The sequence below is a fragment of the Sinorhizobium chiapasense genome (assembly GCF_045277575.1).
Lineage (GTDB): Bacteria > Pseudomonadota > Alphaproteobacteria > Rhizobiales > Rhizobiaceae > Ensifer > Ensifer chiapasense_A.
On sequence record NZ_CP144205.1, the window covers coordinates 3,635,001 to 3,658,322 of the forward strand.

A 23,322-nucleotide genomic window follows, 5' to 3' on the forward strand; every position below is an offset into this window, starting at 1 on the left:
GACCGAATACCCTCGGGGGTAGAGCACTGGATGGGCTATGGGGACTCACCGTCTTACTGATCCTAACCAAACTCCGAATACCGAGGAGTACTAGTCGGCAGACACACGGCGGGTGCTAACGTCCGTCGTGAAAAGGGCAACAACCCTGACCTCCAGCTAAGGTCCCCAAGTCATGGCTAAGTGGGAAAGGATGTGAGGATCCCAAAACAACCAGGATGTTGGCTTAGAAGCAGCCATCATTTAAAGAAAGCGTAACAGCTCACTGGTCTAAATAAGGGTCTTTGCGCCGAAAATGTAACGGGGCTAAAGCCATGCACCGAAGCTGAGGATTCCTCTTTGAGGAGTGGTAGCGGAGCGTTCCGTAAGCCTGCGAAGGGATACCCGTGAGGGGTCCTGGAGGTATCGGAAGTGCGAATGTTGACATGAGTAACGATAAAGAGGGTGAGAGACCCTCTCGCCGAAAGACCAAGGGTTCCTGCTTAAAGTTAATCTGAGCAGGGTTAGCCGGCCCCTAAGACGAGGCGGACACGCGTAGTCGATGGGAACCACGTTAATATTCGTGGGCCTGGTGGTAGTGACGGATCGCTTAACTTGTCTGGACTTATTGGATTGTCCGGGCGGGGACGCGGTTCCAGGAAATAGCTCCATCATTATAGACCGTACCCGAAACCGACACAGGTGGTCAGGTAGAGTATACCAAGGCGCTTGAGAGAACTATGCTGAAGGAACTCGGCAAATTGCACGCGTAACTTCGGAAGAAGCGTGACCCCAATGGACGCAAGTCTTTTGGGGTGGCACAGACCAGGGGGTAGCGACTGTTTATCAAAAACACAGGGCTCTGCGAAGTCGCAAGACGACGTATAGGGTCTGACGCCTGCCCGGTGCTGGAAGGTTAAGAGGAGGGGTGCAAGCTCTGAATCGAAGCCCCAGTAAACGGCGGCCGTAACTATAACGGTCCTAAGGTAGCGAAATTCCTTGTCGGGTAAGTTCCGACCTGCACGAATGGCGTAACGACTTCCCCGCTGTCTCCAGCATAGACTCAGTGAAATTGAATTCCCCGTGAAGATGCGGGGTTCCTGCGGTCAGACGGAAAGACCCCGTGCACCTTTACTATAGCTTTACACTGGCATTCGTGTCGGCATGTGTAGGATAGGTGGTAGGCTTTGAAGCAGGGACGCCAGTTCTTGTGGAGCCATCCTTGAAATACCACCCTTATCGTCATGGATGTCTAACCGCGGTCCGTCATCCGGATCCGGGACAGTGTATGGTGGGTAGTTTGACTGGGGCGGTCGCCTCCGAAAGAGTAACGGAGGCGCGCGATGGTGGGCTCAGAGCGGTCGGAAATCGCTCGTCGAGTGCAATGGCATAAGCCCGCCTGACTGCGAGACTGACAAGTCGAGCAGAGACGAAAGTCGGTCATAGTGATCCGGTGGTCCCGCGTGGAAGGGCCATCGCTCAACGGATAAAAGGTACGCCGGGGATAACAGGCTGATGACCCCCAAGAGTCCATATCGACGGGGTTGTTTGGCACCTCGATGTCGGCTCATCGCATCCTGGGGCTGGAGCAGGTCCCAAGGGTTTGGCTGTTCGCCAATTAAAGCGGTACGTGAGCTGGGTTCAGAACGTCGTGAGACAGTTCGGTCCCTATCTGCCGTGGGTGTAGGAATATTGACAGGATCTGTCCCTAGTACGAGAGGACCGGGATGGACATATCTCTGGTGGACCTGTTGTCCTGCCAAGGGCATAGCAGGGTAGCTATATATGGAATGGATAACCGCTGAAGGCATCTAAGCGGGAAACCAACCTGAAAACGAGTATTCCCTTGAGAACCGTGGAAGACGACCACGTTGATAGGCTGGGTGTGGAAGTGCGGCAACGCATGAAGCTTACCAGTACTAATCGTTCGATCGGCTTGATCGTTCCCATTGCTCATGCTCATCAAACGAAGTTTGATGATGCTATATACGTCCTCACGCGCCAAAGGCGCTGCGGACGGCGCGCCGGACTTCCGGCGGCTCGGCTCTGCCGGCTGCTGGAATTATCCGGATAAGACGCAAGACGTGTTCAAATCAAAGAGATGGCCTCCCATCTCACCAGCTTCTCATTCGGTTTGCGCCCTTCGGGCGCAAATCTTGCGCTTTGCCGACCTGGTGGTTCTGGCGGGGTGGCTGCACCCGTTCCCATTCCGAACACGGCCGTGAAACGCCCCAGCGCCGATGGTACTTCGTCTTAAGACGCGGGAGAGTAGGTCGCTGCCAGGTCTGCAAAACGCAAGATAAACAACCGAAACAAAGATCAACCTTCTCTTCTCCTTCGGCCCTGCCGAAACAAAGGGCTGCCAACAAGCGGCCTTTTTGAGTCTGTACGATCACAGAAACTAACGGGATTTTGCTCACGCAAAACCCGGACCGGATAAACGGGATTTTGCCTTCGGCAAAACCCGGGTAACGCGGGGTGGAGCAGCCCGGTAGCTCGTCAGGCTCATAACCTGAAGGCCGCAGGTTCAAATCCTGCCCCCGCAACCAAACCACAATACATCCATAAAGCCGCCCTCCAGGGCGGCTTTTGCGTCTCAAGAACACCAGACGACAACAAACAAAACCGCGCCGAAACGCGAGAGGACAACGCCCGCCCGGCGCCAGCAAGCGCGTTCACGTCCGCGCGCACAGCGTAAGCAAGGTCGTCGATGCCCCGCCGCGCTTTGTGATGATGGTTCCGTGTGCTGCAAAGTCGGGTTTTCCGGGCAAACCATAGCTTGCGAGATCTTCTGTCGCTCGCGCAAAGTTTTTTCATTCGTACTATTTTCGTGCTAAAATATTTACGGACAGGCCATGTGTTGAAACGGAAGGAAAAGACATGGCTATCCAAGTCCCGACCGATTTCCGCCGCGTCATCGTTGCTGCGTCGGTGGGAAACATCATCGAATGGTACGACTTCTATATTTTCGGTAGCTTGGCCGCAGTTCTGTCGGTCAAGTTTTTCGAAGAATCGCACCCAGTCGCAGCATTGCTCAGCACGATTGCCCTCTTCACGGCCGGTTTCCTGATTCGCCCCTTGGGGGCGTTTTTGTTTGGCTGGATGGGTGACCGTGTCGGCCGCAAATATACCTTCCTCATTACCTTGAGTGGCATGGGTTTGGGCACAGGCGCAATCGGCCTGATCCCGACCTATGAGGCGATCGGCCTCACCGCTGCTTTCCTTCTCTTCGGCTTGCGGATGATCCAGGGGCTTTGCCTTGGCGGCGAGTATGGCGGCGCAATCACCTATGTCGCCGAGCATGTGCCCGATGAACGCCGTGGCTACTATACCGGCTGGCTGCAGACATCCCCCACCCTCGGGATCGTCGTGTCGCTGGCCGTGATCATCGCGACGCGCACCTACTTCGGCAATGAGGCCTTCGACGCCTGGGCCTGGCGCGTGCCGTTCCTGGTGTCGTTCCTGTTGGTGGCCATCGCAATCTACATCCGGCTACAGCTCCAGGAGACGCCGATCTTCGCGGAGATCAAGGCCAAGGGGCAGATGACGCGAAATCCTTGGCGGGAAGCCTTCCTGAGTTCCAACGTGAAATACGTGGGGATCGCGACCATCGTGCTGATCGGCCAAGGCGTGGTCTGGTACAGCGGCCAATTCTGGGCACTGTACTTCCTGCAGCAGGTGTCCAAGGTCGACGCGCTGAACTCGTCCTACATCGTCGGCGCAGCCTTGCTCCTCGCAGCGCCGAGCCTGATCTTCTTTGGCTGGCTGTCCGATATCATCGGTCGCAAGCCGGTGATCCTGGGCGGCATGTTGCTCGCTGCGCTGACCTATTATCCGCTCTATTTGTGGCTCGGAACGGTCACACAGCCCGACAACATCAACTATCCGGCGGCGATCTTCATCATCTTCATCCTCGTCTGCTATGTCGGGATGGTTTATGGACCGGTCGGCGCGTTCCTGGCAGAATACTTCCCCGGCAGGATACGCTACACGTCGGTATCGGTGCCTTATCACATCGGCAACGGCTGGGGCGGCGGATTGGTGCCGTTCGTGACGTCGGCCGCCTTCGCGGCGACCGGCAGCGTCGGCTACGCGTTGCTCTATCCGATCATCGTCCCTGCCGTGTGCTTCGTGCTCGCGCTCATGCTTATGCCCGAGACTCGCCAGGTCAGCATATGGCAACCGATCGAGCCGAAAGCCGGATAAGCAGTGCACGCGCGCGGCCGGAACTGCTGGGTCCGGTCCGAACGTCGCTGCTCCGCAGCAAGCCACAAAGCTCGCGCGACAAAAGTCCGCGGGCCTTGTGCTCCGCCAATATTTGAAGCTGCAATGGGGATCGGGCGTCAGGTCGATCTAACCTGAAGTTAGAAGACTCGAGCAGCACCCCCAACTGGACAATCCCGAAAAAATCGAAACTATCGATGCAAGGGCAAATCAGCGGCCGGCGGCAAAGCCGGATGCAGCTGATGACGGGGGAACGAGGATGAACTACCGGGAGACTCCAAGCGTAGAGCGCAATCGCTCTTTCCATATGCTGTTTTTCGTGTGTGCCGCCTTGGCGATCCTCGGCAGCCTGCTCGCCGGAACTGACGGTTCCGCCTGGCGCTGGTTGCACTACCTGACGAAACCGACGGCAACGCTGTTGCTGCTCGTCGCTGTCCTGCGCAACGCTCGCCGATCGTCCAGCGCCTATGCCATGGCGATCGTGATCGGTCTCGCCTTTGCTGCCGCCGGCGATGTCTTTCTCATGTTGCCGAGCGATTATTTTCTCGCAGGCCTCGTCTGTTTTCTGCTGACCCATTGCGCCTATATCTTTGCGCTCACCCGCGACGCCAGATTAGCCGCCTATCCTGGAGTGTTTGGCTTCTTCGCCGTGATTGCGCTTCTCGTCGTCGGCGGTTTGTGGACGTCGCTGCCATCGGCGATGCGAATTCCGGTCATCATTTACGCACTGGCACTTGGTGCGATGGCTGCCCAGGCCGTCTCCCGCGCCCGGCAGCTTTCGGCAACGCCGCAGGAAAGTGGCGCCCGCCAGGCCGCGATCGGTGGCCTGTTGTTTCTGGTCAGCGACACGGTACTCGCCTATGGCCGCTTCCGCTGGGACATTCCCTTCAATGCCCTTTGGGTGCTCGCCACCTATTATGCGGCGCAGTGGTTCTTCGCTCGCTCGACAGAAATTCGATGACAATCACACCTGATACCCCTTCGGATCTCGCCGCCACCTTCGACCGCTTGCGGCGGGCATGGCTGGAGGGGCGCCCGCCCCTCGGGCAGCGCCGCGAGGATCTGAGCCGGCTCAGGAACCGCCTGCGCACCCGTATTGACGAGATGTGCAATGCGATCGACGCGGATTTCGGCCATCGGGCCCGGCATGAGTCGTTGCTTGGCGAAGGCGGCGTGGTGCTTTCCGAGATCGACCACACATTGGCGAAGCTCAAGCACTGGGTCCGGCCGGAGAGGCGCAAGGCAGGATGGAAGCTCTGGCCGGCCAAGGCGGAAGTGCGCTTCGTGCCGCTCGGTGTCGTCGGCATCATCTCGCCGTGGAACTACCCGGTCAACCTGGCGCTTGCCCCTCTCGTGGCGGCAATCGCCGCCGGCAATCACGTTTACCTGAAGCCCTCGGAGCATACGCCGCACACGGCCGAGTTTCTGCGATCGCTGCTTGCCGAAGTGTTTCCGGAAGAGCGGGTGGCGGTCGCGATTGGCGGCCTCGAGCTCTCCGCTGCCTTCTCGGCCCTGCCGTTCGATCATCTTTTCTTCACCGGCTCGACCGCCGTTGGGCGCAAGGTGATGGCGGCGGCCGCGCAGAACCTGACGCCGGTAACCCTGGAGCTCGGCGGCAAGTCGCCGGCGATCATCGGAGAGACGGCCGACCTCGCGAAGGCCGCCGCGCGTGTCGTAACCGGTAAATTCTTCAATGCCGGCCAGACCTGTATCGCGCCCGACTACGTCCTCGTTCATGAGAGCCGGCGCGATGCCTTCGTAGCTCTGCTGAGACAGGAAGTTGCGGCGCGTTATCCTGCAAAGCGAAAGCTCGACGATTATACGTCTATCATCAATGCCGCACAGTACGAGCGCCTGCAGCGCCTGATTGCCGATGCTGCGGCGCGCGGCCATGAGGTGGTTCCACTTCTCGATGGGATGCAACGGGCTAGGCCGCGCCTTCTCCCGCCGACGCTCGTCATTGACCCGGATCGCGACAGCGCTGTGATGGGCGAAGAAATCTTCGGGCCAATCCTGCCGGTGATCAGCTACGCCTCGATCGAGAACGCGATCGGCTGTGTGCTTGGTCACGATCGCCCGCTGGCGCTCTATTGCTTTAGCCGCAGCGAGGCCGAAATCGAAGTCATTCTCTCGCGTGTCGTCGCAGGCGGCGTCTGCGTCAACGACACGCTCTACCAGTTCGGCTGCAACGATCTGCCCTTCGGCGGCGTCGGTGCCAGCGGCATGGGCCACTACCACGGCCGCGACGGATTCCTGACCTTCTCCAAGGCGATGCCGATCTTGAGAAAATATGACCCGGCGCCGAGCGACCTGGTGAAGCCGCCCTATCGGGGCATCGCCGCCTGGGTCATCCGTTTCCTGTCGCGATAGCTGCTTAAAAAATCTGCATCCACACTGCAATTTCGACTTGTAGCTCTAGTTGCTAGAGGTCGTAGCCTTGCTTCAGGATTTGCAAGGAGCAGGTTATGGCGAGCACTATTCGGGAAGCCCGTTATCGCGTCGAAGGCATGGATTGCGCGTCCTGCGCGACCAAGATCGACACGGCAGTGCGCAGGCTGTCGGGCGTCGAGGAGGTCTCGGTTTCCGTGTCGGCTGGCACGATGTCGGTAAAATTCGCCGACGAGAACGATCTTGCAACGTCGATCGTGAGCAAGGTCGGAAAGCTCGGTTATCGCTTGCACCCGATCAACGCCGGCCAGACGCTGGAACGGAAAGCGGCGCATGTGTGCTCCGGCCATGACCATGACCACGGCGATCATGGTCACCATCATGCCCACGACCATGAGCATCACCACCAACACGATCATCATCATGAGGAGCGCGCCGGATCGAAGGGTGAAAACGCCGCGGCGACGGCCATGGAGCTTCATGGCCACGACCATGGCCCGACCAGTGGTCCCTGGTGGAAATCGGGCAAGGGTAAGCTGACGATCGCCAGCGGCTTGGCGATGATCGCCGCCTATGCTGTCGGCAAGCTGGCCCCGGTCACCGAACCCTGGATCTTCACCCTGGCCATGCTCGTCGGCCTGCTGCCGATCGCGCGCCGCGCCATTGCGGCTGCCACCATGGGTACGCCGTTCTCGATCGAGATGCTGATGACCATCGCTGCCGTCGGCGCGGTTTTCATCGGCGCGACCGAAGAAGCCGCCATGGTCGTGCTGCTTTTCCTGATCGGTGAGCTTCTGGAGGGCGTGGCGGCGGGGAAGGCGCGCGCCAGCATCCAGTCGCTGACGGCGCTCGTTCCGAAATCCGCCTTCGTCGAGCGCGATGGCCGGCTTGACGAAGTTCCTGCCGAGACGCTCGCCGTCGGCGCCGTTATTCTCGTGCGCCCCGGCGACCGCATTCCAGCCGATGGCGTGGTGCTTTCCGGTGAAAGCGCCGTCGACGAGGCGCCGGTGACCGGCGAGAGCACGCCGGTGCGCAAGGAAGTGAATGACACCGTCGTTGCAGGCACCGTCAATGGTTCCGGTGCGCTGCGCGTCCGGGTAACGGCCGCCGCGGCCGACAACACCATTGCACGTATCGTCCGCCTGGTGGAGGAAGCGCAGGAAAGCAAGGCGCCGACCGAGCGCTTCATCGATCGTTTCTCGCGTTATTATACGCCAAGTGTCGTCGTGGTCGCGGCGCTTGTCACCGTGCTGCCGCCGCTTCTCTGGGGTGGCTCCTGGGATGAGTGGATCTACAAGGGCCTCGCCATCCTGCTGATCGGTTGCCCCTGTGCGCTGGTGATCTCGACACCGGCCGCAATCGCCGCCAGCCTATCGGCGGGCGCCCGGCGCGGGCTGCTGATGAAGGGCGGCGCGGTGCTGGAAAACGTTGGCAAGATAACCGCCGCCGCCTTCGACAAGACCGGGACCCTCACCGAAGGCAAGCCGAAAGTAACGGACATCCTCGGCTTCGGCCGGTCGGAGAAGGAGGTTCTGCGTCTGGCGGCTGCGCTGGAGCAGGGATCGAGCCATCCGCTCGCCCGCGCCATCCTGGAGCGAAGCACGGCCGATGGCCTTGTTATGCCCAATATCGCGACCGTGAATGCGGTCGGCGGCAAGGGGCTTGAAGGGACCGTCGATGGCATTGCGCTGTTCTTCGGCTCGCCCAAGGCCGCCGTCGAGCGGGCCCCGATGACCGCCGAAGAGAAGGCGCGCGTCGCAGCCCTCAACGATGAAGGCAAGACGGTCTCGGTGCTGGTCGCCGGTGGCGTGATTGCCGGCGTTATCGCCATGCGCGACGAGCCCCGCCCGGACGCGGCCGCCGGAGTGAAGGCGTTGACCGATGCCGGCCTCCGCGTCGTCATGCTGACCGGCGACAACCGGCGCACGGCGGAGGCGATCGGCCGTCAGTTCGGCATGGACGTTCGGGCCGAACTGCTGCCGGAGGACAAGCAACGCATCATTCGTGAACTGAAGGCCGAAGGCTTCAACGTCGCCAAGATCGGCGACGGTATCAACGACGCGCCGGCGCTGGCTGCCGCCGATATCGGCATTGCCATGGGGGGCGGCACGGACGTCGCGCTGGAAACGGCGGATGCAGCCGTGCTGCATGGCCGGGTCGGCGACGTGGCGGCGATGATCCGGCTTTCCCGCTCGACGATGCGCAACATCGTTGAGAACATCACGATCGCGCTGGGCCTGAAGGCGGTCTTCCTGGTGACGACGATCATTGGCGTCACCGGTCTCTGGCCTGCCATCCTGGCCGACACCGGCGCCACGGTGCTCGTCACCATGAACGCGCTGCGGCTGCTTCGGCCCGTGCGAGCCGCTTGAACGACCTAAAAGTCCCCAAAAGCATGTTTGCGGTAACGACAGGGGAAATATCAAAAGAGGGCCGGCGGCACCCGTTGTCGCCGGTTTTTCGCGTCCAAGTGCCTGTGTATATTCACGCTGGACTCTGACCAGCGATCTGATGAGAGTATAAGGAGATCACGATTGAGGGCTTTCGCCTCGAAAAATCGATGATAAACTTAGACCAAATGGTAAAAAAATCGCCGGCACGGTTTCTGGGAAGAATGCCGAAGCGGGCCAGTTTGGGGATCGTAAGGCCAATATGGACAATATTGCCATCGAACTGCGTGGGATCGACAAGAGTTTCGGCCCGGTCCACGCCAACAAGAACATCAATCTAAAGGTCCGCAAAGGGACGATCCACGGCATCATTGGCGAAAACGGTGCGGGAAAATCGACCCTGATGTCGATCCTCTACGGCTTCTACCAGGCCGATAGCGGTGAAATCCTCGTCGACGGCAAGCCCGTCGCCATCCGCGACCCGAATGCGGCGATCGCCGCCGGCATCGGCATGGTCCACCAGCACTTCATGCTGGTCGAGAATTTCACGGTGCTGGAAAACGTCATGCTCGGCGCCGAGGATAGCCAGATCCTCAACAAGGGCATCGCCAAGGCGCGCGTCGAACTGAAGCGGCTGGAGCGCGAATACGCGCTCGAGGTCAATCCGGATGCGCTCATCGAGGAATTGCCGGTCGGTTTGCAGCAGCGCGTCGAAATCCTGAAGGCGCTCTATCGCCGTGCCGATATCCTGATCCTCGACGAGCCGACCGGTGTGCTGACGCCGGCCGAGGCCGACCACCTCTTCCGCGTTCTCGAACAGCTGAAGAGCCAGGGAAAGACGATCATCCTCATCACCCACAAGCTGCGTGAGATCATGGCGATCACCGACGAAGTGTCGGTCATGCGCCGCGGCGAGATGGTGGCGACGCGGACCACGGCCGAGACCTCGGTGGAAGAACTCGCCGAGCTCATGGTCGGGCGGCGCGTATTGCTGCGCGTCGAGAAGGGCGAGGCGAAGCCCGGCGAGGTCAAGCTCGCAGTCGAGGGGCTGACCGTCAAGGATGGCCGCGGCGTCACCATGGTCGACAACGTTTCGTTCAATCTCCGGGCTGGCGAGATTGTCGGCATCGCCGGCGTCGCCGGTAACGGCCAGTCGGAGCTGCTCGAGGCGATCGCCGGCATTCGTCGCGCCGTTTCCGGCTCCGTGCACCTGAATGGCAAGCCGATCGACGTCACCGGCCATGCCGACCCGGCGGATCTGCGCGATCGCGGCCTCGCCCATGTGCCCGAAGATCGCCACCATGTCGGTCTGGTGCTGAAGTTCGAGGAGTGCGAAAACGCCATCCTCGGCTACCATCATGACGAGCGGTATCTCAACGGCGTCTTCCTGAACATCGATGCGATCCGCAAGGATGCCGAGAAGCGCATTGCCGAATACGACATCCGCCCGCCGAACGCGCGGCTGAAAACCGCGAATTTCTCCGGCGGCAACCAGCAGAAGATTGTGCTGGCGCGCGAGATGGAGCGCGGACCCGATGTGCTGATCATCGGCCAGCCGACCCGCGGCGTCGACGTCGGCGCGATCGAATTCATCCACAGGCGGATCATCGAGATGCGCGACCAGGGCAAGGCTGTCCTCCTGGTATCCGTCGAACTCGATGAAATCCGCGCGCTTTCGGACCGTATCCTGGTCATGTTCGCCGGCCGCGTCGTTGGCGAGCGCGATCCGGATGCCACCGAGGGCGAACTCGGCCTGCTGATGGCCGGTGTCGAAGGCCGCAAGGAGGCCGCAGAATGAGCACCCCTTATGCAAAGCTCCCGGGCTGGGTCGAATATGGCCTCATCCCGCTGATCAATCTCGCGGTCGCCTTCCTCGTTGCCGGCCTCGTCGTGCTGCTCGTCGGCGAAAATCCGCTGGAAGCCGCCTATCACCTGATCAACGGCGCCTTCGGCCGCGGCGAATATCTCGGCTTTACGCTCTACTATGCGACGACCTTCATCTTCACCGGCCTTGCGGTCGCCGTCGCCTTCCATGCCGGCCTCTTCAACATCGGCGGCGAGGGCCAGGCCTATGTCGGCGGCATCGGTGTCGCACTCGCCTGCCTCTGGCTTGACCAGACGATGCCCTGGTACGTCGTCTTCCCGCTGGCGATCCTCGGTTCGGCTTTCTTCGGCGCGGCCTGGGCATTCCTTCCCGGTTGGCTACAGGCCAAGCGCGGCAGCCATATCGTCATCACCACGATCATGTTCAACTTCATCGCGTCGAGTCTGATGGTCTATCTGTTGACGCGCGTCTTGAAGCCGCTCGGTTCGATGGCGCCGCAAACGCGGACGTTCGCTGAAGGCGGGCAATTGCCGAAGCTGGACTGGCTGCTCGCGATCTTCGGGCTGGATGTCGGGACGGCGCCGTTCAACGTCTCGTTCCTGCTGGCGCTGGTCGCGGCCTTCTGCGTCTGGCTCCTGATCTGGCGCACCAAGCTCGGCTATGAAATGCGCACCATGGGCCACAGCCCCTCGGCAGCGCGCTACGCCGGCATGAGCGAAAGCCGCATAACCGTGATCACCATGATGATCTCGGGCGGTCTCGCGGGCATGATGGCGCTGAACCCGATCATGGGCGAACAGGCGCGCATGCAGCTCGATTTCGTCCAAGGGGCAGGCTTCGTCGGCATCGCCGTGGCATTGATGGGCCGCTCGCATCCGGCCGGCATCATCCCGGCCGCCGTCCTCTTCGGCATGCTCTATCAGGGTGGAGCCGAGATTTCCTTCGAAATGCCGTCGATTTCCCGTGACATGATCGTCATCATCCAAGGCCTGGTCATTCTCTTTGCCGGCGCACTCGAAAACATGTTCCGGCCGGCGATCACCCGGCTGTTCGCGATGCAGAGCCGCCGTGCGGCCGTCGTGGCACAGACCAAGGGAGCTTGAAGCCATGGATTTCTTCCACGTCATCGTGGTGCTCCTCGAGTCCACCATCCGCGTTTCCGTTCCGCTGATCTTTGCAGCGCTTGCCGGGCTCTTCACCGAACGCGCCGGCGTCTTCGACATCGGCCTCGAAGGCAAGATGCTCGGCGCGGCCTTTGCGGCCGGCGCTGTCGCCGCCGTCACCCAGTCCGTCTGGATGGGCTTGCTGGCGGCCATTCTGATCTCGATTGCCTTGTCGCTGGTGCATGGCTACGCCTCGATCACCCAGCGCGGCAACCAGATCGTCTCCGGTGTCGCGATCAACTTCATCGTGGCCGGTTCGACCGTCATTCTCGGCGAAGCCTGGTTCCGCCAGGGCGGCCGCACCCCGGCGCTTGCCGAGGGCTCCCGCTTCCAGACGATCAAGTTTCCCTTTGCCGACAGCGTCAGGGAGATCCCGATCCTGGGCCCGATCTATTCGGACCTGCTCTCCGGGCATTTCCTCCTGACCTATGTCGCCTTCGCCATGGTGCCGATCAGCTGGTGGATCCTCTACCGCACCCGCTTCGGCCTCCGCTTGCGCGCAGTCGGCGAAAACCCGGGCGCGGTCGATACGGCTGGCATCTCGGTTCTCTGGCTGCGGTATCGCGCCGTCATCTGCTGCGGCATCCTTTGCGGTTTTGCTGGCGCCTATCTGTCACTGGCAATGACCGCCGGCTTCGTCAAGGGGATGACCGCCGGCAAGGGCTACATCGCGCTTGCAGCTCTGATCTTCGCCAAATGGCGGCCGTTCAACATCATGCTGGCTTGCCTGCTCTTCGGCTTCCTCGATGCGCTGGCGATCCGTCTCCAGGGCAATCCGCTGCCGCTGATCGGCCAGGTGCCGGTGCAGTTGATGCAGGCGCTGCCCTATATCCTCACTGTGATCCTGCTGGCCGGATTTATCGGCAAGGCAATCCCGCCGAAGGCTGGCGGCGTCCCCTATGTCAAGGAGCGCTAGAACCATGGAAAACGAACTGTTCGAGGCCGCCCGTGACGCGATGGCCAAGGCACATGCGCCCTATTCGAAGTTTCCGGTCGGTGCGGCGATCCGCGCCGAGGATGGCAAGATCTATACCGGCGCCAACATCGAGAACCTGTCGTTCCCGGAGGGCTGGTGCGCTGAGACCACCGCCATCAGCCATATGGTCATGGCCGGCCAGCGCAAGATCCTGGAAGTGGCTGTCATTGCCGAGAAACTGGCGCTCTGCCCGCCCTGCGGCGGCTGCCGCCAGCGGCTCGCGGAGTTCTCCGGCGCCAGCACGCGCATCTTCCTGTGCGACGAGACCGGCGTGAAAAAGACCTTGGCGCTGTCGGATCTGCTGCCACACAGCTTCGAGACCGAGATCCTCGGATGACCGCCGCCGCTGAATTGCTGAAGGCCCGGCTCGCGGGCTTTTCTCCGCGCTATGGCATCGTGCTTGGGTCCGGGCTCGGCTCGCTGGTCGATGCCGTGGAGGAGACGCTGCGGCTCTCCTATGCCGAGATCCCCGGCTTTCCGGTCAGCAGCGTCTCCGGTCATGCCGGCGAACTGGTCGCCGGAACGCTCTCGGGCGTGCCGATCATCATGCTTTCCGGCCGGGTCCACTATTACGAGCAGGGCGACGCCAATGCGATGCGCCTGCCGCTGGAGACGCTGAAGGAACTCGGCATCGAGTGCCTGGTTCTCACCAATTCCGCCGGGTCGCTGCGCGAAGATCTGCCGCCGGGCTCGGTGATGCGGATTTCCGATCACATCAACTATTCGGGCTTCAATCCGCTGATCGGCGTCGAGAGCGACGATCGCTTCGTGGGCATGACCAATGCCTATGATGCCGAGCTTGCCGCCAGAATGCAGAAGAGCGCCGAGCGCCTCGGTATCCCGCTCATCGGCGGCGTCTATATGTGGTTCTCCGGGCCAAGCTTCGAGACGCCGGCCGAGATCCGTATGGCACGCATCCTTGGTGCCGATGCCGTCGGCATGTCCACCGTTCCGGAAGTCATTCTCGCGCGCTTCTTCGGGCTCCGGGTCGTCGCCGCTTCGGTGATCACCAATTTCGGCGCCGGCATGACCGGGGGCGAGATCAGCCACCACGAGACCAAGGACATGGCGCCGGTCGGCGGCAAGCGGCTTGCCGCTATCCTCGCCGACATGATCGCCGCCGACACGGTGCGCGGGTGACGATGCTTCCGCAGGAAACCATCAGGCGCAAGCGTAACGGTGAACGCCTCGCTCCGGCCGAGATTGCCGACTTTGTCCGCGGCCTCTCGGATGGCTCGATCTCCGAAGGGCAGGTGGCAGCCTTCGCCATGGCTGTCTGGTTCTCCGGCATGGGCCGCGAAGAGACCGTGGCCTTGACGCTCGCGATGCGCGACTCCGGCGAAACACTCGACTGGAGTGCGATTGGCCGCCCGATCGCAGACAAGCATTCGACCGGTGGTGTCGGCGACAATGTCTCGCTGATGCTGGCGCCCATCGTCGCTGCCTGCGGTCTTGCCGTGCCGATGATATCAGGGCGTGGCTTGGGACACACCGGCGGCACGCTCGACAAGCTCGAATCGATACCCGGCTATAACATCCAGCCGTCGGCGGCAGTGTTCCGCAAGACGGTCGACGAGATCGGCTGTGCGATCATCGGCCAAACGGCGAACCTCGCTCCGGCCGACAAACGGCTCTATGCGATCCGCGACGTCACCGCGACCGTCGACTCCGTGCCGCTGATCACGGCCTCGATCCTTTCCAAGAAGCTCGCCGCCGGCCTCCAGTCGCTGGTGCTCGACGTCAAACTCGGCAACGGCTCCTTCATGAGCGATGCGCAAGAGGCCGAAATCCTGGCGCGCTCGCTGGTGGACGTTGCCAACGGCGCCGGCGTCCGCACGTCTGCGCTCCTGACCGACATGAACGAGCCGCTGGCCGATGCCGCCGGAAATGCGCTTGAGATCGACAATTGCCTGGCCTTCCTGCGCGGCGAAAAGACCGGGACGCGGCTTGAAACGGTCGTCCTGGCTTTCGCCGCCGAAATGCTGGTGGCAGGAGGTCTCGCCGACAATCCGGAGCAGGGCGAGGCGCTGGCGCGCAAAGTGCTTGGCAGCGGTGCGGCGCTCGAACGCTTCGGGAAAATGGTGCATGCCCTTGGCGGGCCGGCGGATTTTGTCGAGAGCGCGGTGGACTATCTGGGGCGGGCGCCGGTCATCCTGCCGGTCGAAGCGAAGCGGTCCGGTTACCTTGCGGCCTGCGAGACGCGCGAGCTGGGCGTGGCCGTCATTGCGCTTGGCGGCGGGCGGTCGCATCCGGATGACAGGATAGATCATCGGGTCGGCTTCGACGCGCTGAAGCCACTCGGAACGCGGATCGAGAAGGGCGAACTGATCGCATTCGTCCATGCGGCGGACCAGGATGCGGCAGAGGCGGCCCGCCGTCGCCTGCACGAGCTCTACACGATCGACGATATCGAGCCGGTGAAACGTTCGCCGATCCTGGCGAAGATTACCTGACGAGATGCAAGGCGCCGTCCTCGACGCGGAAGGATGACAGCCGGCTCAGGAACGTCATGCCGATAAGCGTGCCGGAAAGTGCCTTGTCCGGCAGCACCAGCGCCTGGACGTCGCGTACGGATATGCCGCCGATTTCGATCCGGTTCAGCACGGCCGGGGCCGCTTCGACGACACCATTGGCGGTGTTGACGCGGGCGGTGAAAGAGAGCGTGCCCGGCGAAATGCCGAGGCGGCGCGCGGTCGAAAGGTTGATGGCGATCGCACTGGCGCCGGTGTCGACCAGCCCGCGCTCGCTCCGGCCATTGATACGGAACGTGCCGAAGAAATGGCCGGTGCCATCGGCATCGAGCACCACGCTCCGCCCCGCGGCGTATTTTGCCGTGGTCGCCGGCGGGGCCGGTGCTTCGGCAGCCGTCCTGTCACTGCGTGGTGTCAGGGCGGTCGTCGCGAGATGCGGTACCACCATTGCTGCAAATGCGGCCACACCGGCCAATGTAAGCAGGCGAACGAGCATGGACATCACTCCCCATGGCAGCGGATGCAGCAATCTCAAGATGCCGCGGCAACCTTTGACGCGCCCGCGCGCGCTACAGGGCAGTAGACTGGATGACGCCTAAGACGACATAAAAAAGCCGCCGGAGACCGGCGGCTTTCGCGTGCAATTGCAATCCTGGTTAAGGATCAGGAAATCACTTGGTGCCGTACATGCGGTCGCCCGCATCGCCGAGACCCGGCATGATGTAGCCGAGTTCGTTCAAATGGCTGTCGATCGACGCCGTAAAGATCGGCACATCGGGATGCGCGCTCTGGAAGTTGCGGATGCCTTCGGGAGCCGCGAGCAGGCACAGGAAGCGGATATTCTTGGCGCCGCGCTCCTTCAGTTTGTCGATCGCCGCGATCGAGGAATTGCCGGTGGCGAGCATCGGGTCGACGACGATGATGAGGCGTTCGGACAGGCTTTCCGGCGCCTTGAAGAAATACTCCACCGCTTCCAGCGTCTCATGGTCGCGGTAGACGCCGATGTGGGAGACGCGGGCCGAAGGCACGAGTTCGAGCATGCCTTCCAGGAGCCCGTTGCCGGCGCGCAGGATCGAGGCGAAGACGAGCTTCTTGCCCTCGAGGACCGGTGAGTCCATTTCCTGCAGCGGCGTTTCGATGCGCTCCATCGTCAGCTCGAGGTCGCGCGTCACCTCGTAGCAGAGCAGGGTCGAGATCTCCCGGAGAAGCCGGCGGAAACCCGCGGTCGAGGTCTCCTTCTTGCGCATGATGGTCAGCTTGTGTTGCACAAGCGGATGATCGATCACTGTAACGCCGTTCATGGCTCACCTTTCCGGATTTTTGTATCCGTCCTTTTTCCATGGAAAGCGTCGTCGCCGCAAGGGTATTGGCCGGCCGGAGAACGTCATCCCCAGTCGACGAATTCCTGTCGGTGCGCGCCCGTACGGCATGTCTCCTTAAATCGACCTCGATTTGAGGAGACATAATCAAAATTCTAGAGCGAGCTTGGTGCGTTCGTCTGAACGCACGCCCCTCTAGATCCGCGCGAGCAGCCGCTGACGTGTCGGCTCGTCGACGAAGGCAGCTTCGATCGCCGTGCGGGTCATGCCGTTGATCTCCTCGTCGGAAAAGCCCATGACCGCGGAGGCGATGTCGTATTCCTGCGCGAGCGACGTATGGAAGAATGGCGGATCGTCCGAGTTGAGCGTCACGCGCACGCCGGCTTCGTGAAGCGCCCGCAACGGATGCGAGGCGAAGTCCGGGAAGACCTGTAGCGAGATGTTGGAACCGGGACAGACTTCGAGTACCACGCCGGCGTCGGCAAGGCGCCGCACGAGCTCTATGTCTTCGATCGCCCGGACACCGTGGCTGATGCGGGATGGGCGCACGTGGTCGAGCGCGTCGCGAACGCTGAAGGCGCCGGAGAGCTCGCCGGCATGGATCGTCAGCCCCAGACCGGCGTCACGCACGATATCGAAAGCGCGGGCGAAATCGCCAACCTTGTGCATGCGTTCTTCTCCGGCCAGATTGAAGCCGGTGACGAGCGCATGTTCGCGTCTGGCCGCGAATTCGGCTGTCTTGATGACCGATTCCGGGCCGAGGTGGCGAATGCCTGTTATCAGCATGCGTGATTCGATGCCGGTCTTCTGCCGGGCGGCCTCCATGCCGGCAGCGAGGCCTTCGAGATAGGCATGGGCGCCCAGCCCGATCGTGTTGCCGTGATCGGGCGAAACGATGATCTCGCTATAGATCGTGCCCGCTTCGGCAAGCTCGGTCAGATAGGCTTCGGTAAGCAGCGCATAGTCTTCCTCGGTCCGAAACAGCGAGGCGATGGCGTCGTAGCACTTCACGAAGCTGGTGAAGTCTTCCCAGACATAGGTCTTGTCGCGGATGATCGCGCTGGTATCGATGCCGTATTTTTCGGCCTGGGCGAGCGCCAGCTCGGGCGGTGTTGCGCCTTCGATGTGGCAATGCAGTTCCGCCTTCTTCAGATGTGCGGTCAAATGAGGCTTCTCCCATGGTGGCCCGGCGCGATGCCGAGATGTTTGGCGACGCTCTCGCCAATATGCGCGAAGGTGTTGGCAACGCCGAGCGAGCGGCTGCGCAGCGACGGTCCGAACATCAGCACTGGCACCCGCTCGCGCGTGTGGTCGGTGCCGCGCCAGGTCGGGTCGCAGCCGTGATCGGCGGTCAGGATGACGATATCGGTCGGTTGCAGGCGGCGGTCGAGATCCGGCAGGCGCGCGTCGAACGCCTCGAGCGCGGCTGCATAGCCGGCGACGTCGCGGCGATGGCCGTAGAGCATGTCGAAATCGACGAAATTGGTGAACACCAGGCTGCCGTCCGCAGCCTCGTCAATGGCCGCGAGGCTCGCGTCGAAGAGCGCCATGTTGCCATCGGCCTTTGTAAGCTTGGTCACGCCCTGATGCGCGAAGATGTCGCCGATCTTGCCGATCGCGTGAACCGTGCGCCCGGCTTCCGTCAACCGGTCGAGGACCGTTGGCTCCGGCGGCAGCACCGAATAGTCGCGCCGGTTGCCGGTGCGGGTAAAGCTCTGCGGGCTCGTGCCGACGAAGGGGCGCGCAATCACCCGGCCGATATTGTAGTCGTCGAGCAGACGCCGGACGGTCTGGCAAAGCTCGAGCAGGCGGTCGAGCCCGAAGCTCTGCTCATGCGCCGCGATCTGGAAGACCGAGTCCGAAGACGTGTAGCAGATCGGCTTGCCGCTGCGCATATGCTCCTCGCCGTAGCGGGCGATGATGTCGGTACCGGAAGCATGGCAATTGCCGAGGATGCCGGGAATGTTGCCTTCGCGGCAGATGGCTTCGACGAGTTCGGCCGGAAAGGCGTCGCCTTCGGCCGAAAAGTAACCCCAGTCGAACATGACCGGCGTGCCGGCGATTTCCCAGTGCCCGGAAGGCGTGTCCTTGCCACGTGAAACCTCGCTCGCGGCGCCAAAGGCGCCGTAGACGCGGTTGGGCACCGGCATGCCCCGAGGAATGGTGCCATTGGCAAGCTTTGCCGCATGGACGAGACCAAGGGCAGACATGTTCGGCAGGCTGAGCGGGCCTTCGCGCAGACCCGCCCGGTCGGCAGCGCCGACAGCGCAGAACTCAGCGATATGTCCGAGCGTGTTGGCGCCAAGGTCACCATAGGCTTCGGCATCCGGCGCGCCGCCTATGCCGAAGGAATCGAGAACGAAAAGAAATGCACGCGCCATGATGCACCTGACAGCGGAAGCGCTGGCATCGCGCTCCGATAGCTTCTGGAAGGGCGCGACGACGCCTAAAGGCGCGCCGCCGCAATCCCGAAGGGATAACGCTGCACAGGACGCAATGCAATTGCGCCGGATCAGTGCCCGATCAGCAATCGGTGCATTTTATTGATTGAGCCAGGCGCGAGTGGAAGTAGGCTGTCTTGGAGAGGTCTATCGTTTTGGACGTGGCCTGAAGGCTCGGAGCATAGAGCATCAACTCATGCGGAACGGTGAGCTCCGTCCGAATGACAAAGGACTTGTTGGCCGTGAATTGGCCGGGCAGGGTGACTTTCGAATTCACGGTGTAGGGAACCGCGCCCGCCTGATCGCGCGACCAAATGACGGTTCCCTCGTTGGTGCCCGAGACCTCGATGCCGGTGATCTTCAGCGTGTAATTCGCGTTCCCATAGGGCTGGAGAATGCTTTTTGCGACATTCGACACGTTGGTGAGGAAGGCTTTGTTGACTTCCGACTGTTGTGCGACGACGTCGGCGACGGCGCTTGCGGCGCGTGCAGTCTTGCCTGCAACCGTAAAGCCGACCGAAAGCTCGAACGCGCCCAGATAGGTCATGATCAGCAAGGGTGCGACAATCGCGAATTCAACGGCTCCCACGCCGCGCCTATCCCGCCGTAGCGCGTGAAACATGCCGAAAACCGCCTGGAGGCGCCGGATCTTTTGCCCCGCAATCTGCTTCATGGCGAACCTCACTCGCTCTCGTTTCGGAACGTGGCCGTTGCCACCATGAGATAATCCTTCGGCATGCTCGCGCCGGCGGGTCGCAAGTTGGTGACGAACGGCCTGACGAGGTCGGTGATCACACTCCATCGGTAGTAGGCACGCACCACGTTGAAGGTACCCGGGCCGCCGGGGGCAAATTTGAAGTCAGCCGTATCAATATCTGTCGAGCCCGCCTTCCGTGGGATGTGCACGGGAAATTTGGTGAGGTCTGAGACCGCCCGGACGTCCAGGTAGAACTGCGAGGGCTGGGTCGCTTCGGTGGCGGAGCATTTCATCAGGACCGAGATTTCATCGCAGAAGGCCTGGCGGAACTGCGCCTGCGTCATGTCCGTGACCTTGCCTTGCTGGAAGGTGATCTGGCCGGTGCGGACCTTGCGCGCCATCGTCTCCGTTGCGTTCGCCAGGAGCTGGTCGCCGTAGAAGGCGGCAAAGGTTTCAAGCGAGGCGAAAATCACCAGAAAGAAGGGCAAAGCGAGGATGGCGAACTCGATACTCGTCGTGCCTTTGCGGTTGCGGACGAAGCGGCGCAGAATGCCTTTTCGTCTGATATCAGGCCCGCTCGGACGTTCGATTGCCTGCTCGATGCTCATTGTGCCGTCCCATCATGTTACGCCAGACGGGCGGCAGATTATGGAGCAACCGTTGATATTTCGTTCCCGCGGATCAGGTGCATTTTAACGAATCGCGGGTCAAAACCCATAAAATTCAGTTGGTGCTACCTGTGGTTTTACGTTCGGCGTGCCGTTCACAATTTGGCGTACAGGAGAGCACGGTGCGCGATGTCTGCTTGTAGACACGCACGGTGTTTCCTTCGTCGATCGACACCAGAATCCGCTCATCGACAATGGCGTTTCCGTCCTGGTCGAGGATGACGAGATTGGTGGTGCCAAAATTGCGGCCGGTGATGACGATGGTTCGGGCGTCGGCAACTGTGGCGTCCGCCACTTCGGCATTGCCGATGATGACCTTGCTGACCGGGCGATCGAGCTTGAGCACGCGCGCGTGATCCATGTAGACGCGCATCATGTCGCTTTCGGTCGCAACGGCAACCGCCGGGGCAAGCGCGGCGATCGCGAATGCTAAGATGGCGGCTCGGCTCGTCGCTGATGGCATGGTCATGGCGGATCCTTGGGATGGTGCTCACCCCCTACACTTACTCATCTTGGTGAATGAACCGTTAAGCCCGCCATTTCGAGGCTTTGCGGATGCTGCGCCGTTTTCTGTTCGTTTACCCAAAAATCAGGGACGCTTCGTTAACTTGTCGGTAACCGCCTTCCTTAAGTCGATGGCAATGCGCCAGGACTAGTTTGAGGCCATCCGATCAACGGCAACAGTTGGCGGAAGTGCTGAACAACAAATGTGAAGTAGGAGAATCATCATGAAGAAGATTTTTGCCCGTCTGATGAAGGACGAGTCCGGCGCGACCGCCATTGAATACGGCCTGATCGCCGCCCTTATCTCCGTTGCCCTGATCGCCGGTGCAACGACCCTCGGCAACGCGCTCAACACCACCTTCAGCTCCCTCGGCGGCGCGCTGACGGATAGCACCTCCAAACTCTAATCGGTGCGACCGGTTCAAGCGAGGAGAGATTCGCATGGCGAAGATTTTCCGTCGCCTGCAGCGGGATGACAGCGGCGCGACTGCCATCGAGTATGGCCTGATCGCGGTGCTCGTTTCCGCGGCCCTGATTGCCGGCGCGACAACGATCGGCAATACGCTCGATACAACGCTGAGTACCATTGCGTCCAGTATTGCGACGAGCGGCAAGAGCTAACGAACCGGTCCCGCAAGAACCTGAAATGGAGCCGCTGCAAGAGCGGCTCCATTTTTATCTGGAACCCCATGGGGAACCGGAGATTACGTGCACTCATCTTGGAGGCAGGAACCATGACTGAGGCTGCTATTTTCGTGGTTTTTCCATTTTGTCTGGGGGTTGCGGCGTTTTCAGACCTGCTGACTATGACGATTCCCAATCGCGTTTCGGTGGTGCTTCTGGGCAGCTTTCTTGTCGTGGCGCTGATGGCGGGACTCGATTTCGGGGAGATCGGCCAGCATATGGCTGTGGCCCTGGCTGTCTTTGCTGTGTGCTTCGGCCTGTTTGCAGCAAACGTGATGGGCGGCGGTGATGCCAAGCTCCTGACCGCCAGCGCCATCTGGTTCGGATTCACGCCGTCGTTGACCGCCTTTCTCCTCTACGTCTCCATTTTCGGCGGTCTGCTGACGCTGGCCATCCTGCTGCTGCGCCGGCAGGAGAACGTGATTCTTGCGAGTGGCATCCCGGTTCCGCAACTTTTGCTGACAGCCAAGAAGATTCCCTACGGTGTCGCAATCGCGCTTGGTGGCTTTGCCGCCTACCCGTCTTCGCCGCTTATGGAGACGGCCTTTGCGCGTCTTTCCTAAAGCATGTCGCGCAAAAGTGCGAAGCGGTTTTGCGGTAACGACATGCGAAGTATCAAAAACTTAAAGCAACGGAGCGAATCTGAAAGATCGCGACGCGCTTGAGGCTCAGGTGCGAGGCGTCACCTTTCGTTAACTCTCCTCATAAGTAATCCGTTAACCATAATTACACCAATTCCTGATCAATCTGACCCTGCATTTCTTCGGGGCTTGGAAACGATCATGAAACCGGTTCGCATCATCATACTGGCGGTGGCCGTGCTTTCGGCTGCGATGGCCGGTCTTTTGGCGATGAAACTGACGCGGGCGCCGGCGCCCCAGATGGCCGAGCCGGTGATCGAGCGGGCTCCGACCGTCAACGTCCTGGTTGCCAGCAAGAGCCTGCCCGTCGGATCGCGCCTTGGCGGCGATTCCATCCAGTGGATGGCCTGGCCGAAGGACGGTGTGGTTGACGGCTTGATCACCGACGAAAATCAACCGTCGGCAATCGACGACCTCACGGGGGCCGTCGTCCGCCTGCCGATCTTCAACGGCGAGCCGGTCCGCCACGAGAAGGTCGCAGACTCGTCCAGCCGCATCATGTCGTCGCTGTTGCCGGCGGGCAAACGCGCCGTCGCGACGGAAATCACGGTCGCAACCGGTGCCGGCGGCTTCATCCTTCCCAATGACCGTGTCGACGTCATCATGGTCCGCAAGGGCGATGGCGAACTTTACCTGACCGAAACCGTGCTCAGCAATGTGCGTGTCCTGGCAATCGACCAGCAGGTCGAGGAGAAGGACGACGGCACGAAAGCCGTCGTCGGTACCACGGCCACCCTGGAGCTGACGCCCGACCAGTCGAAGGTAATGACGGTCGCGCAGCAAATGGCCGAGCGCATTTCATTGGCCCTCAGAAGCGTCGCCGACGCACAGGAGTCCGACACCGACGCCGCAGACTATCTGTTGAGCGGTGACGGCCAGCCGAGCATCCAGGTCATCAAGTCCGGATCCATCGTCAAGAGCGATGGCGCCGCCGGCCATACACAGCAGTAATCAG

At 61.4% G+C, this 23,322-nt stretch carries 21 protein-coding genes, 1 tRNA gene and 2 rRNA genes (1 of these 24 cut by a window edge); 17 read left to right on the top strand and 7 right to left on the bottom strand.

The genetic code is table 11. From position 1 onward, the window contains the following. From QM996_RS17410 to deoA, 13 genes are all read left to right on the top strand, one after another. A 23S ribosomal RNA gene (locus QM996_RS17410) occupies positions 1–1,920 on the top strand (it extends 877 nt beyond the left edge of the window). A 226-nt stretch (positions 1,921–2,146) separates the two neighbouring features. Then, positions 2,147–2,261: ribosomal RNA gene (gene rrf / locus QM996_RS17415) — 5S ribosomal RNA — on the top strand. Positions 2,262–2,448: 187 nt separating this feature from the next. Beyond that, a tRNA-Met gene (locus tag QM996_RS17420) sits at positions 2,449–2,525 on the top strand. Positions 2,526–2,856: 331 nt separating this feature from the next. Then, entirely contained in the window at positions 2,857–4,182 is a 1,326-nt protein-coding gene (locus QM996_RS17425; protein ID WP_500268499.1) for an MFS transporter, read from the top strand. Positions 4,183–4,459: 277 nt separating this feature from the next. Continuing rightward, positions 4,460–5,161 carry a lysoplasmalogenase gene (locus tag QM996_RS17430; RefSeq protein WP_500268500.1) on the top strand — a complete coding sequence of 234 codons (702 nt, stop codon included), beginning with the start codon at positions 4,460–4,462 and terminating at the stop codon, positions 5,159–5,161. Between the two features lie 2 nt (positions 5,162–5,163). Next, positions 5,164–6,570 carry a coniferyl aldehyde dehydrogenase gene (locus QM996_RS17435; RefSeq protein ID WP_500270347.1) on the top strand — a complete coding sequence of 469 codons (1,407 nt, stop codon included), beginning with the start codon at positions 5,164–5,166 and terminating at the stop codon, positions 6,568–6,570. Between the two features lie 95 nt (positions 6,571–6,665). Continuing rightward, positions 6,666–8,960, top strand: a complete 2,295-nt coding sequence (locus QM996_RS17440; RefSeq protein WP_500268501.1) for a heavy metal translocating P-type ATPase — start codon at positions 6,666–6,668, stop codon at positions 8,958–8,960. Positions 8,961–9,240: 280 nt separating this feature from the next. Continuing rightward, a complete protein-coding gene (locus QM996_RS17445; RefSeq protein ID WP_500268502.1) occupies positions 9,241–10,776 on the top strand; it encodes an ABC transporter ATP-binding protein in 1,536 nt (511 codons plus the stop codon). After that, a complete protein-coding gene (locus tag QM996_RS17450) occupies positions 10,773–11,906 on the top strand; it encodes an ABC transporter permease (protein WP_500268503.1) in 1,134 nt (377 codons plus the stop codon). Before QM996_RS17445 ends, QM996_RS17450 begins: the two co-directional genes overlap by 4 nt. Positions 11,907–11,910: 4 nt before the next feature. Continuing rightward, positions 11,911–12,882 (top strand): ABC transporter permease, encoded by a 972-nt coding sequence (locus tag QM996_RS17455; RefSeq protein WP_500268504.1) that lies wholly within the window; start codon positions 11,911–11,913, stop codon positions 12,880–12,882. Positions 12,883–12,886: 4 nt separating this feature from the next. Continuing rightward, positions 12,887–13,279 (top strand): cytidine deaminase, encoded by a 393-nt coding sequence (locus QM996_RS17460; RefSeq protein ID WP_429810551.1) that lies wholly within the window; start codon positions 12,887–12,889, stop codon positions 13,277–13,279. Then, a complete protein-coding gene (locus QM996_RS17465; RefSeq protein ID WP_500268505.1) occupies positions 13,276–14,082 on the top strand; it encodes a purine-nucleoside phosphorylase in 807 nt (268 codons plus the stop codon). Before QM996_RS17460 ends, QM996_RS17465 begins: the two co-directional genes overlap by 4 nt. Next, a complete protein-coding gene (gene deoA, locus QM996_RS17470; protein ID WP_500268506.1) occupies positions 14,079–15,395 on the top strand; it encodes a thymidine/pyrimidine-nucleoside phosphorylase in 1,317 nt (438 codons plus the stop codon). The genes QM996_RS17465 and deoA overlap by 4 nt, the downstream gene beginning before the upstream one ends. Here the strand turns inward: deoA and QM996_RS17475 are convergent. The 7 genes from QM996_RS17475 to QM996_RS17505 form a co-directional block, all read right to left on the bottom strand. Further along, a complete protein-coding gene (locus QM996_RS17475) occupies positions 15,388–15,909 on the bottom strand; it encodes a pepsin/retropepsin-like aspartic protease family protein (protein WP_500268507.1) in 522 nt (173 codons plus the stop codon). The two genes, deoA and QM996_RS17475, sit on opposite strands and share 8 nt — an antisense overlap. Positions 15,910–16,084: 175 nt before the next feature. Next, the gene (gene upp, locus QM996_RS17480) at positions 16,085–16,714 is read right to left on the bottom strand and encodes a uracil phosphoribosyltransferase (protein WP_500268508.1); all 630 of its coding nucleotides are present in this window, start codon (positions 16,712–16,714) and stop codon (positions 16,085–16,087) included. Between the two features lie 213 nt (positions 16,715–16,927). Then, the gene (locus QM996_RS17485; RefSeq protein WP_500268509.1) at positions 16,928–17,896 is read right to left on the bottom strand and encodes an adenosine deaminase family protein; all 969 of its coding nucleotides are present in this window, start codon (positions 17,894–17,896) and stop codon (positions 16,928–16,930) included. Then, on the bottom strand, positions 17,893–19,113 hold the full coding sequence (locus QM996_RS17490; protein WP_500268510.1) for a phosphopentomutase: 1,221 nt from the start codon (positions 19,111–19,113) through the stop codon (positions 17,893–17,895). Before QM996_RS17490 ends, QM996_RS17485 begins: the two co-directional genes overlap by 4 nt. A 142-nt stretch (positions 19,114–19,255) precedes the next feature. Next, positions 19,256–19,846 carry a TadE/TadG family type IV pilus assembly protein gene (locus QM996_RS17495; protein ID WP_500268511.1) on the bottom strand — a complete coding sequence of 197 codons (591 nt, stop codon included), beginning with the start codon at positions 19,844–19,846 and terminating at the stop codon, positions 19,256–19,258. A gap of 8 nt (positions 19,847–19,854) precedes the next feature. Then, a complete protein-coding gene (locus QM996_RS17500; protein WP_500268512.1) occupies positions 19,855–20,478 on the bottom strand; it encodes a TadE/TadG family type IV pilus assembly protein in 624 nt (207 codons plus the stop codon). Between the two features lie 115 nt (positions 20,479–20,593). Beyond that, the gene (locus tag QM996_RS17505; RefSeq protein WP_500268513.1) at positions 20,594–21,007 is read right to left on the bottom strand and encodes a pilus assembly protein N-terminal domain-containing protein; all 414 of its coding nucleotides are present in this window, start codon (positions 21,005–21,007) and stop codon (positions 20,594–20,596) included. Between the two features lie 259 nt (positions 21,008–21,266). On the opposite strand from QM996_RS17505, the gene QM996_RS17510 reads away from it, so the two are divergent. The 4 genes from QM996_RS17510 (at position 21,267) to cpaB (ending at position 23,318) form a co-directional block, all read left to right on the top strand. Next, on the top strand, positions 21,267–21,449 hold the full coding sequence (locus tag QM996_RS17510; protein WP_500268514.1) for a Flp family type IVb pilin: 183 nt from the start codon (positions 21,267–21,269) through the stop codon (positions 21,447–21,449). 34 nt (positions 21,450–21,483) lie between these two features. Further along, entirely contained in the window at positions 21,484–21,663 is a 180-nt protein-coding gene (locus QM996_RS17515) for a Flp family type IVb pilin (RefSeq protein ID WP_500268515.1), read from the top strand. 113 nt (positions 21,664–21,776) lie between these two features. After that, positions 21,777–22,289, top strand: coding sequence for an A24 family peptidase (locus tag QM996_RS17520; RefSeq protein ID WP_500268516.1), 513 nt, complete (start codon positions 21,777–21,779; stop codon positions 22,287–22,289). Positions 22,290–22,508: 219 nt separating this feature from the next. Beyond that, positions 22,509–23,318 carry a Flp pilus assembly protein CpaB gene (gene cpaB, locus QM996_RS17525; protein WP_500268517.1) on the top strand — a complete coding sequence of 270 codons (810 nt, stop codon included), beginning with the start codon at positions 22,509–22,511 and terminating at the stop codon, positions 23,316–23,318. Positions 23,319–23,322 lie beyond the last annotated feature (4 nt).